This is a genomic window from Succinimonas sp. (assembly GCF_045225735.1).
In the GTDB taxonomy this organism is placed as follows: Bacteria; Pseudomonadota; Gammaproteobacteria; order Enterobacterales; family Succinivibrionaceae; genus Succinimonas.
Map to the genome: position 1 here is coordinate 1 of NZ_JBGVBR010000149.1, position 11,830 is coordinate 11,830.

Below are 11,830 nucleotides of genomic sequence, written 5' to 3' on the forward strand. Positions count from 1 at the left end.
TCCCAGTGGTCGCTTAGCTCAATTGGGAGAGCATCTCCCTTACAAGGAGGAGGTCATAGGTTCGATCCCTATAGCGACCACCACTCAGATTCTCTTATCTTCCCCATTACACCCTTTGAATCCTGCACTGCTGGCGTTGTTTTTGCGTTTGCTTTGGTTTTGCGCTGCCGGCTCCGGCTTCGGGACTGTTTCCGAGATGTTCTGTTAAGCCGGTTTCCGGCTTAACAGAACCAGACCCGCCTATTTACGCCCTTTATACCACACCTTGTACACCGCATTCCTTACTCCGCGGCAGCGGGTTCCAGCTTTTCCAGAAGAGCCTGAAGCTCCGGGGGCAGCGGAGCTGTGACGGTAACTGTTTTTCCCGCAACCGGATCCTGAAACGTTATCTTCTCGGCATGGAGAAACATCCGGGAAAGTCCCAGAGGAACAAAGGGAGCATCGTTTTCCCGCCGGCCGTACTTCTCGTCCCCCAGGATCGGAAAACCAAGATGCGCGAGGTGCACTCTTATCTGATGGGTGCGGCCGGTTTTCGGGAAACATTCCAGGAGCGTGGCGTCCCGGAAGGTCTGCCGCACCCGGAATTCCGTAACCGAGGGCTTGCCCGCATTCTCGTTAACCCGGACGATCCGTTCTCCGGTGGCAAGAGTGATGCGTTCCAAAGGAGCCCGCACTGTGCAGCCTCTTTTATTGAAAACTCCCGGAACCAGAGCCAGATACTGCTTGCTGAGCTCCTTCTCCCGGAACTCTTCATGGAGGAAACGGAGGGCGCTTCTCTTTTTGGCGATAATGAGGCACCCGGAGGTTTCCCGATCCAGCCGATGGGCCAGCTCCAGATAGCGAAGCTCCGGACGAAGCGCTCTCAGAGCCTCGATAACGCCGTATTCCACGCCGCTCCCGCCATGCACCGCAATATGGGCCGGCTTGTTGAGAACCAGAAGGCCGTCATTCTCGTAAACCACGGCGTTTTCCAAAGCCGCTACCTTGTCAAGCCGGGGGGACGGCAGCGCCACCGGGGCATCCGAAACCCTCACCGGCGGGATGCGGATGCGATCTCCGGCCATGACCTTGTATTCCGGTTTGGTTCTTCCGCCGTTTACCCGCACCTCGCCCTTCCGGATAATGCGGTAGACCATGCTTTTGGGGACTCCCTTGAGCTCCCGGATAAGGTAATTGTCGAGACGGCCGCCCGCCTCCTCCGGAGTAACCTCTTTGAAGGTGACCTCTTTTCTGATTTCAGTTATTTCCTTCATATTTCTGTCCGCTCTTCATTGCAATACCGGTATGATACCCCATAATCACCCCGGGCTGTCGTTCTTCTCCTTTTCTTTGTTCCTATGGTGCTTTGCCAAATCAAACTGTTATCATATGCTCATAACATTTCTGACGGGCTGCCGGATAACCATCAATATGCTTATGAAGGAGAGCGCCTGAGCGGCGCCGATCTTCCCGGCAGCGGGATGCATCTTGATCATTTCCCTGTCAGAAACACCGGTGCCTTCCCATAGATAAGCACTACCTGAAAACAAATCAGCAAGGAGACCATGACAGTATTGATAAACAGCGTTTTGGAGATTGACAGCGCCTCCTATCGGATTATCCGTCGGAGGGGCAGTGAATTCATTCTTTTTCCGCTGCATCAGGATGCTTTAACGCTGAAGGGTTATCCTGCCGATGAGCTTGATGAAGCCCTCAAAAACGGAACGGTAAAACATATGCCGGATCCCTATGAGAAGCTCAGACTGTCCTGCCCTCCGCCAAAAATCATGGCACGGGCGCAGAGCAGATTTGACTCGATTAAGGAACTTATCAGCGATCCCCGGCTTTACGATCCGCTTACCAGAAGAGCGGCCTTCAGAGATGCTTCAGGCGGCGATAAAAAACTGCTTATCAAGCTGAGGAGGAATCTATCTGCCTACTGGAAGAAAGGACTTACTGTAACCGCCCTTATCCCGGAAAGCGGCCGGGCAACAGGATGCCAGACCTCCGGACGGAAGGGACAATGCCCGCGTTCCCCGGAAATGAATGCGCATCTGGAAATGATCTGCCGGAAATACCTGCTGTCTCAGAATCATTTATCCCTGGAAAAGGCGTACATGCGCAGTCTTGAGGAGTGGGAAAAGAAATATCCTGATACGCCGGCGCCCAGCAGAACGCAGCTCCGCTACTACTTTGAGCGCCATTACAAAAAAACCGGGAAGGCCATAAAACCGGATCCCGTGATCATCTCTTCCCTGGATGCTGATAATCAAAGGAGCAGCGCACGCAAGGATCCGATTACTCCGGAACCGGTTTTGCAAGCCGGCCTGAAACAATCACCGGCCGGGAGCGCTGAATCCCCCGGGCAAACTGGTAGCACACCTGATGCAACCTCCGATCTGGCCCCCGATTTAGCAACAGAGGATGAAATTATCAGTTTCTGTCTGGGGATCGCTGCCGGCTTCGATTATGATCTGTCCAACATGAAGCTTCTGGACATGCTGAGCGTGATAATAAGAGAGCAAAAGGCAGCAGACACCAGCACCCTCCTGGGCAAGACTGTCGTTGCGATCAGCCGTCGTTTCAAGGAAACGCTGGCTGCCAGCACCGCAGAAAACAATGAAGCCTGAATGACAGCGGCTCTTAACAGGTCTGCCTGTGCCAATGGAGGATGCATCAAGATACAGTTTTATTCATCAGCAGCACACGCCTGTTTTTGCCCTGTCCTGTCCCGTTATTCTCTGCCTCTTTCCTGTCCTCTCAGTCTTTTCCCTGAAAAGTCCTAGATCCCTGCTTCCCGGAAATTCCGACCGGAATCTCACGGGGAGTACTGCCCGAAAGCCTGTAACCGTCATATTTTTTCGGCGCAGCGGCACCAAAGTGCAAAAACAACGCAAAACTCAAAGTTAAATTATTGAAAAGCTGCTAGACTCAGAGATGGCGGCCGTATTTCCGGCAGGTTTGCAGGCCGCCCTTGCGGATAACCGTTCTTCTCCGCGGCTTCGGAAATCAGACCGGGATCCCGGATATTATCCCGGTAAACGCTTTTAGGAATTTTGCAGAATCGAGGTGAGTCATGCGTAGCTTTCCCTGCTATTTAATACTGCTGATGCCGCTCTTAATTAACGAAGCCATGGCGAGTCCTCAGGATTGCGAATCAAAGCTTAAGGCACTGTCTTTCGAAAGCGATGCCAATAATTACGTTGGAGAAGCCGCTGCCCGGGAAAAGTACGTAGAGGATGTTTACAGCACCTGTTTTCAAAAGACCCTGCAGGGAAATAAACCGCTGCTCAGCGGCATATTTTTAAACAATGATTCCACCTTTCATGTCAATATTCCGGTGTTGACGGCAATCGCCGCAGGAGACATCAGCTATATACTTTATTGGACAAATACAGGGGCGATCGGTACTGGCACTAACTGGTATTTCGATAAACTGATATATACCAGAACTCCTCCAAACGCATACGAGAAAGAATTACACGATTCATCTCATGGGGTAAACACAAATATCTTAACGTATGGTCCTGCGTCCTGGTTATGGGATCCCGCAGATGAGTTTAAAGATAAGTTTAAAGATAAAGTTGTAGATTGGAAAGACAGCCAAGGAAATTCTGTTACAGAGTCTAATGGCACTGTTAAGATCAACTTCAACGGACATCCGGAAATCACCATCACTAATTCATCCCGCAGCTACAGCGCCACGCTGAAGGTTTCCGGAAAAAACATCATTGACAATGAACGCCGGCTGGTTTTCACCACCGGAACGGTAAGCTACACGCTTACTTTGGATATTTCGGATCTGTCCGACGCGGCACTTCAGGAAGAACGGGATATTTATATTGGCACCGCTGTAAATGCACACAAATTCAACTTTACTTTGAACTGCCATGACGCCCCCGGACAGAATCGCTGTCATAGACTCAACATCGGTAAGGTGCAATTCTTAAACAAATACAATGATGAAGGCAACGAAGACGAATATTTCAGGATTTCCGCAGACACCGGGAGCGGCTGCGTTCCGGCAAAGTTCCAGTTTAAATCCTGTGCTGACAAATTCTGCTCCCCGGCGGAGTCACTGTCCCCTTACACAGGCTCGGTGCTGCTGTCCGGAAGCTCCCGTACCACCGGCGCTCAGGGCCAGACCTGGCTGGAGCCGGATCGGCAAAGCCGCAGCGTCTCAGCTGCCATTCCCGAAAAGACCGGCAGCATCTATTTCTGCGGGAACGCAGAATCTCCCTCTGTTTCATGCACCTTTGACGTTCCCGGCTGCGCGATATCCGCTTCCACCAAGGCCGAACAATACATCAATGAGCCCAACAACTCTTTGACTATTTCCATGAACGGCGAGGCGTCAACTTCATCCCTGACTGCGTCATCGGCGGACATCACCTTCAGCGCGGGCCAGAATCCCCTGACCGTTAAAACCACTCAGGGATCCACCACAGTTTCGGCAGGAAGCACCGGTAAAGTGACGGTTCCCGTTACCATCAGTAACGACGGCGGCACCACGCTGGTACCGAACTTCACCATCACCTCCCCGCACTTCCCGGACAGCAATGCCAAAATCACCGGCCTTGCCATTAATTACAGTTCCGAATCCAATGCAGGCTCCGGGGAGTCTGCCGAATTGGTGTCAGTGCCCCTCAGTCCGGAAACCGGCACGAACTTTGACATTAAGGTGCTCAGCCTCCCCTATGTCATCTGCGGCAACGCTTCTGACAGCGACGGGAATCCGGTAAGCGAGCTTAAAACCGGCGCTGACTACCGCCTGAAAACCTACCCCGCCAAGTGTCCGGACAGCGGCTGCCCGGATAGTCCCACCGCTGACAGCCTGAAGCGCGTCTGCGTTGCCGCAAACAAGGTTTCTCTCAGCGGCAGCAGTTACCCCCGGCAGCTTTCGGATGCCTTCAGCATGATTGATCCGGACAAGCTCAACCGCTGGAACCAGAATCCCACTGACACCGCTGCGGGAGTCTTCATTGCGAACACCTCAGGCAGTGACTCCGGCGCTGTTTTCAGCATGATGCAGAACTGCTCGGATCCGATAACCGCCGGCTTTATCACCGATGCGGAAGGCTGTCTCAGCATCAGGAATTCCGCCGGCTGGTTCAGTCTGGCCTCCGAAAAGCCGTACCAGGATTTCTCCGCGGACAAGCCCACCTATTTCTTCAGTCCGGTTTATGCGGTTTATCCGTCCTATATGGCTGTCAGCGAGGGCTGGCTCCACCTGAGCGATGATCTGACCCGGAAGGATGTCATGACCCAGGACAAGGCCGATTTTGAAAATTTCGCCGGCATCCGGGAGATCGGAGACACCTGTCCGGCCTATTACGGGCAGTCTCTGACATTTTCAGGATTAATTACCGGTATCGACAGCTCCGGAACCCCCATTGACGTGATTCCCGACGCCTACCGGAACAAAAATTCCAACGAAACCCCGTTCAAGGCCACTCTCACCAAAATCACCAGGGATGGCAGCGGAAACCTCACCGCCGGCAAGAGCATAAGAACCGGCCAGGACTATACGCTGGAATTCAACAGCACCCTGCCTGCCCACTGGCTCAAACCTGAATATCAGTACTACAGCGCCAAGCACGGCTATCCCTTCAGGTTTTCCTTTGTAACCTCCCGGGCCGAGCTGGCCGTTCCCGAGGAGATCCGGCTGGGGGGCTGGCTGAACTTCAGCTACTGTCTCCCGGACAATGACAACTTCGGTAACGGCTGCAACGGCAGCCGGGAGATCACCGGACTTCCCAATATCAGAAGCCTGCTGCCCAGCGGAAGTTCTCTTGCTGCCAGCTATGACGGCACGATATCCGACAGCGATAAGTTCACCTTCTTCACCCCGGCAAGCCAAGCTCCTGAGCTTATCTACGGCAGACTGGTCTCCCAGATCACCCAGGGAGAAACTGACGTCATCTATACCCCGGTAACTCTGCAGTACTACGCCGGAGACGGCAACTGGGATATCAGCGCCAAAGATTCCTGCACCGAACTCCATCTCCGGAACCCCGTATTCAATCATACGGAAAACCTGATCTTCAGCAAGACCATATCTAATTACACCACGTCAGGCGTGGTAGCGGCTCTGAGCGCTACTGAACAGATCGAACTGGATCCGGTATGCCACGGCGAAAACGCCGCCACCGGCTGCCAGGGAGAAACCAGCAACTTTATTGACAATGCCACCGGCAGATTCAACAAGGGGTATCTGTGGCTCAGAGGCATTCAGAGTAACTGCACGATCCGGGACAACTGCGCTTTGGAATACCGTCTCAGGAGCACGGGAATTCTGGGGGAAAACGCTTTGGATTATCTCTATGACGGTCAGACCTCCAACGGCGGCGTCAGCTTCAAGAGTCACCGCACCTCGGTAAGGATCATCGACAGAAAGGAACGCTATGATTAAACAGAACCTGCGGTTTGGCCGGGGCATCATCTCCGGCATCCTCGCTGCCGTCATAGCGGCCGGCTCGGCCCTGGCTCCGGCCGGAGCCAGCGAAGACGATGCCTTTGTCCAAAAGCTTACCGGCTCCTGGACTGATACCAGACAGTACCGGGACGAGCCCCGGAGCGCCATGCTTTTTAAAGGAAAGAAGGTAACCCTGAAGAATTTCATTGCCAAGGACGTCACCACCGACTACCGCATCTCGGATATTACCAAGGACGGTTTTACCGTTTCCTTTGAATTCACCCACAAGGTTAAACGCGGGAACGGCCGCATCATTGACCGCCGGGAAATCTTTGAATTCCTCTGGCATGAGGATCAGGGGCATCCTGTGCTGTCCGCCCGGGGCTTTGAATATGACGGCCGGGGAGCGATTATTCTGGAGGAGTTCATGCGGGATGAAGAGCTTATCGACGGCTATGAATCCCTCCTGAAAAAGGAGCTCAATAACCGGAAGCCGATACCCACATATATCGAATACCCGCCGGAACCCGCGGCTCAGGAGTAGCGGCGAAACCGAATATCCCCGGCAAAGCCCTTGCTTCCTGACGAAGGGGGAAGCCGAAATAGCCGGGAAATTCCCCTGCCGGGGGCTGTTTTTCCTCGGTGCTCCTGTCTTTAAGTCTCTGATTATCCCGAAAAGCGCTTGTTTTTTAGCCAATTTGCTTAAAAAAGCACCACTCAGGGCCGTTTTTTAAGAAAATTCTTAAAAATGCTTGCATGATTGGAAAAATCTAGTATTATAAGCACCGTTGAAGCACGGAACGCAACGGACTACCGCGGGTCGTTAGCTCAGTCGGTAGAGCAGCGGACTTTTAATCCGTTGGTCGACGGTTCGAATCCGTCACGACCCACCACCGCGTTAATGCTTTGACTTTCCCAGACTTTGGGTCCTTAGCTCAGTTGGTAGAGCAGTTGACTCTTAATCAATTGGTCTACGGTTCGAACCCGTAAGGACCCACCAAAAGTCGCTTTGCATGGTCGCTTAGCTCAATTGGGAGAGCATCTCCCTTACAAGGAGGAGGTCATAGGTTCGATCCCTATAGCGACCACCATCTGAAAAATCCCCGCTGTTAACTCCTTTCGTTCAGTTTGCCTGTCTCTGTGTTTGCTGTTTTTCAGTATCGTTTCCCTCTCGTTTTGGCATCTTCTCGGGTTAAACGATAAACCTGTATTTTCCTTTGCCCACCCCGTTAACCGGAGCAACTATTTGCAGATCCTCATGCATCCTTTTGATATATGATGTCGCAGTCGCTTCCGAGCAGCCTAAAACCGCAACTATTCTGGAATTTCCAAAAACCTCAGTTCCTATCACTTCACGCAGCCTAATGACATTTTTCTTGATGGCATCAGAAAAGTTTGCCTCCAGGACCTTCTGTTTCAAAAATCGGGTTTCATTCTCTATAGTGTCCGGTTTAATGCCGCCTGTTTTCTGTGCCTTTCCTAGCACTTTTTCCTGTGTGATGCCGCTGTTCTTTATTTCCTCGTATTCCTCATATTCCTTATTAACCGGAATAACTACAGAGGTAACATTGTCATTGTCCTCAAATGTCTTGTAATACAGATTCGGCGAACCGTTTTTACTCATAGCTCTCTTAGCTTCGCCGATTCCAGTGCCAAAGGACTCAATAATGCTCAATGCTTTAAACATGTCCCTCAGTTCTGGGTTTTCCGCATCTCGTTCATTAAAAAACGACCTTTCGTTCAGGTCGCTGATGCGAAGCGGCGGCAACGGTTTGTTGTAATTAACAATGTTAATCTGTTTATCAGAGACATATATCTGAATCGGTTTACCGTTTTCATAGTTGTTATGAACAATGGCATTAGCCAGCAATTCTTCAATGGCAACATACGGAAAATTCTGAACTTTTCTGTTAGTGGCATCTCCGTCAACCCGGATGACCAGTTCGTTTAAGATACGAGCGTCAATAAATTCCAATATGTCATAATACTGCTTCCACACTGCTCCTCTAAAGACTTTGGACGTCATTTTTCTTTTAGTGCCGATCATGTCTGTTATGAGTTCTACATAGGAATAAGGTATTATTTTCTCAGGATGATCTGTAAACATGAGCACCGCAAAATTTTTTACTCGCTTCCCATTAGGATCGTTCTTATCCACAAGATTAAGCATCCGAGCAAGTTCCTCTATTGGCAGTCCTTTAGTTATATCTCTCGCACTCGTTCTGTAGATATATTCTCTGATAATATCTAAATTCAGATCATCCAGAGTAGCGTTTGTACTTATAATAGAACTGTAGTGGAAATTGGCAAACTTACGCAAAAGATCATACTCTTCATCTACTCTGGCTAATCTGGTGTCCGCCTCTATTCGTACATATCTTCCCGGTTTAAGGTTTATTTTTTTGTTTTTTTCCGCTTTCTCCGCAACCATAAAAGGACCGCCAGACTGGCGCATGACAATAATAAGCAGATAATTCTTTCCGGCAAATTTATTGGCAATTACCTCAAATGAAACATTTGGATATAAAAATGAACGTAGCGAATTAAGGGTATTCTTGCACTTTTCTAACTGTCCTTCTGCAATTCCTTTGATTGGTAATAAGGGAATTGCTTTGTTTTCAGCGGTATTCTCTTCCTCAATACCAACGAACAAATACTGTATATCATTATTGTAGTAATTATTTCCATAGGCACAGACTGTCTTTAAAATCTTATCCAGCTGCAGTTCTGATGATTTATACTCAATATAAGAGCATTCAGCAATTCTGTTTTTTAGAATCTCATTAGCATTTTTTTTAACTTGCACGTAATCCATACACTGCTCCAATTCATCAAAAAACAGATGCTAAACCAAAGATTTATGTCCTCAATCCCTAGAAATCATGCAGAAAACCCAAGTATTTTGCCCCAATCCCTAGAAATCATGCAGCAAACCCAAGTATTTTGCTCCAATCCCTAGAAATCATACAGCAAACCCAAGTTTGATGCCTCAAAACCCAAGAGAAACCGACTTTCATAACGAGCGGCACCACATTATGGCGTCTCGCATTCCATTAAACTGCCTCTAAAGAAACCTCGGGACACCTCTTTCCACCTATCCAGACAGCTTGTTCCGCAAATTCCTGATCCCTCCGGCATCCTGTTCCGGATGGTTCGGATCATACTGCCGGGAATGCCCCGAAGAGCGTTTTATTGCCAGCCCAACCCCGCCAAAACAGAAAACCCTTCCCCCTTCTGAACATAAAACAGGGTTCTCAAAAACTAACGCCAGGAGATCTGGTTATCCCTTCTTGTCTTCCTGGTCATCTTTTTCCGGGATGTCATTTTCCAGCTTGTTCTTCTTCTCCTGATAATGGACATAGATGCCCAGGGAACCAATGGCAAGAAGAACTGCCAAAACCGAAACAGCTATGAGATTTCCCAGAACCACTCCCGACATAATCACTCCCTTCCTGCCAGCATATCAATGAATATGGCCATTGCCGCGCAAAGGCAGCCTAACACTGTCACCGCAATGCCCGGTATGACTGCCCCGTCAAAACAGCTTATCTGAATGATCCCCCACAGGATGGCACCTAATCCTGCGTTTTCGCAGACATCTGCAAACCTTTTGTAAAATATGACCATATGCGCAAGCTTTGTTAACATCCATTCCTCCTAAACACCAATACTCGCCTTTCCGCCTCTCCTGAATCAGGCCGCAGTCATGCCTGACAGTCATGCCAGAACTTGAAAATAACCTGCAATCTGAAGGCGTCACAGCGTTCTCAATTTTACGATTTTTGTTACTCGCCGCCTTAAAAAAATACCGGATTTTCAGCGCTTTGTCCTTTTTGGCAATTCCGGTTCTATCGCCTTCCGGAATCCCCGCCCGTTAACAGCAACAGCTGTCAGGCAGTTCCTTTGGCAAGTCTGTTTTCCCAAAGCTGACAGACATACCAGACCGCGGCCGCGACAGCCATGGAATTAATGCTGCTGTTCCCGAGAGGAATAAAAATCCCCGAGAGCAGTCCGGCCGCGGTGCCGATAATAGCTGAAAACCGCCAGTTTCGGAAATTTTCCGCGGTCTTCTGATACTCCTTCCGGTACCTGCAATAATGCAGAATCATGATAATGCCAATGGCAGGCAGCGTGGCTCCCAGGAACTGCAGCCAGGATACCATATGCTCATAGAGCCAGAATGAGCTTGCGGTGCCCAGAACTCCGGCCGCCAGCACCATGATCTTTTTGCGCACGGAAAATATGTTGGAAAGCCCCAGACCGGCAGAATAGAGAGCATTGTCATTGGTAGTCCAGACATTAGCTCCCAGTACCAAAAAACCGGACAGCAAAAGACCCTGGGCTATCATGACATAAAAAATGTCATCCTTGCCGGTAATGGCCCCGCCGGCAGCCCCGAATAGCAGCATCAGGGAATTTCCCAGCCCGAAGCCCGCCACTGTGGACAGCACCGCAATCCGGGAAGTACGGGCAAAGCGGGTAAAATTCGGCGTGGAGCTGCCGCCGGAAATAAAGCATCCGATAACCATGCCGGTAAGAAGGTTCAAATCAGGCTCGCCATTGCTGTTTCGGAAGATATCCGCCAGCGAGCCCCCCGCATCTCCCAGAGCAAGATTCAAAGACCAGAGCCCCAGAGCCAGAATCAGCGGCACTGCCACGTAGCTGAGGATCTCCAGTCCCTTAAAGCCGATATAGGCGGTCAGCGTCATGCAGGCCCCGGACGCGGCTGCGGCGATGTAAGGAGAGCATCCCAGATATTCTGATACCGGGAGAGCGAACATGGCCGTGCAGACCCCAAACCAGCCCATCTGAGTCATGGCTATTACCAGAGAAGGAAGACGGGATCCCCGCCTGCCAAAGGAATGCCGGGCCAGAAGATCAAAGGACATGCCGGTGCGGCAGCTTATATAGGCCAGACTGCCCGTGTAGACCGAGAGAAAGAGACCGCCCAGAAGCAAAGCGATGGCAAAGCTCGGAAAGTCCGCCTGGGTGCCCATTTTGGCGCCGACGCTCATGGCAGAAGAGGTAAAGGTAAACCCGGTCATAACAAAGACAAGAGGCAGGATCCCCTTCCGGGCAGTTACGGGAACCGGTTCAAAGGAATAATCGGTATCCTTATGTGCTGCTGCCGCTGCCGGGCCCTTTGCCGCAGCTCCCGAATTGCCGGCGTCTGTGGTCATCTTGCCTGTCCCCCTGCCATTACGCTATGGCTTCAGGAAGGATTCCGCCTGAAAAAAATCCTCCCGAAAACACTCCCCCCGGAGCAGGATAACCCCGGTTATCCTTATCATAATCCGGAGCCGAGGCTTTCAGCTTAAAAAATCCGGCAAAGCGGTCATTTACCGCCGCAGTTTGAGAGTTTTTCCACATTTCCGGCCTTCCTGCCGGGAGATATCCATAGCTAAAGAAAGGCAGAGACACAGAGGTACAAACCGC

Annotated in this window: 8 protein-coding genes and 4 tRNA genes; 7 read left to right on the plus strand and 5 right to left on the minus strand. The window is 50.8% G+C overall.

The annotated features are described in order from the left end of the window. The first annotated feature begins 7 nt into the window (after nucleotides 1-7). A tRNA-Val gene (locus tag ACJROR_RS05310) sits at nucleotides 8-83 on the plus strand. 198 nt (nucleotides 84-281) lie between these two features. Here ACJROR_RS05310 and rluC read toward each other — a convergent pair. Beyond that, nucleotides 282-1,253: a 23S rRNA pseudouridine(955/2504/2580) synthase RluC gene (gene rluC, locus ACJROR_RS05315; protein ID WP_406546186.1), complete on the minus strand. Its 972-nt coding sequence runs from the start codon at nucleotides 1,251-1,253 to the stop codon at nucleotides 282-284. Between the two features lie 291 nt (nucleotides 1,254-1,544). On the opposite strand from rluC, the gene ACJROR_RS05320 reads away from it, so the two are divergent. The 6 genes from ACJROR_RS05320 (at nucleotide 1,545) to ACJROR_RS05345 (ending at nucleotide 7,485) form a co-directional block, all read left to right on the plus strand. Further along, entirely contained in the window at nucleotides 1,545-2,609 is a 1,065-nt protein-coding gene (locus ACJROR_RS05320; protein WP_406546187.1) for a hypothetical protein, read from the plus strand. A gap of 446 nt (nucleotides 2,610-3,055) precedes the next feature. Beyond that, complete coding sequence (locus ACJROR_RS05325; protein ID WP_406546188.1) at nucleotides 3,056-6,391, plus strand: hypothetical protein; 3,336 nt, start codon at nucleotides 3,056-3,058, stop codon at nucleotides 6,389-6,391. Then, the gene (locus ACJROR_RS05330; protein WP_406546189.1) at nucleotides 6,384-6,938 is read left to right on the plus strand and encodes a hypothetical protein; all 555 of its coding nucleotides are present in this window, start codon (nucleotides 6,384-6,386) and stop codon (nucleotides 6,936-6,938) included. Before ACJROR_RS05325 ends, ACJROR_RS05330 begins: the two co-directional genes overlap by 8 nt. A gap of 273 nt (nucleotides 6,939-7,211) precedes the next feature. Next, nucleotides 7,212-7,287 (plus strand) — tRNA-Lys (locus ACJROR_RS05335). A gap of 31 nt (nucleotides 7,288-7,318) precedes the next feature. Continuing rightward, a tRNA-Lys gene (locus ACJROR_RS05340) sits at nucleotides 7,319-7,394 on the plus strand. A 15-nt stretch (nucleotides 7,395-7,409) separates the two neighbouring features. Beyond that, nucleotides 7,410-7,485: transfer RNA gene (locus tag ACJROR_RS05345), tRNA-Val, on the plus strand. A gap of 101 nt (nucleotides 7,486-7,586) precedes the next feature. Here ACJROR_RS05345 and ACJROR_RS05350 read toward each other — a convergent pair. The 4 genes from ACJROR_RS05350 to codB all read right to left on the minus strand — a co-directional run bounded on the left by ACJROR_RS05350 (nucleotide 7,587) and on the right by codB (nucleotide 11,574). Next, a complete protein-coding gene (locus ACJROR_RS05350; RefSeq protein WP_406546190.1) occupies nucleotides 7,587-9,209 on the minus strand; it encodes an RNA-binding domain-containing protein in 1,623 nt (540 codons plus the stop codon). A gap of 465 nt (nucleotides 9,210-9,674) precedes the next feature. Next, nucleotides 9,675-9,833, minus strand: a complete 159-nt coding sequence (locus ACJROR_RS05355; protein ID WP_406546191.1) for a hypothetical protein — start codon at nucleotides 9,831-9,833, stop codon at nucleotides 9,675-9,677. A 2-nt stretch (nucleotides 9,834-9,835) separates the two neighbouring features. After that, nucleotides 9,836-10,042: a hypothetical protein gene (locus tag ACJROR_RS05360; protein ID WP_406546192.1), complete on the minus strand. Its 207-nt coding sequence runs from the start codon at nucleotides 10,040-10,042 to the stop codon at nucleotides 9,836-9,838. 242 nt (nucleotides 10,043-10,284) lie between these two features. Continuing rightward, entirely contained in the window at nucleotides 10,285-11,574 is a 1,290-nt protein-coding gene (codB, locus tag ACJROR_RS05365; RefSeq protein WP_406546193.1) for a cytosine permease, read from the minus strand. Nucleotides 11,575-11,830: the final 256 nt, after the last annotated feature.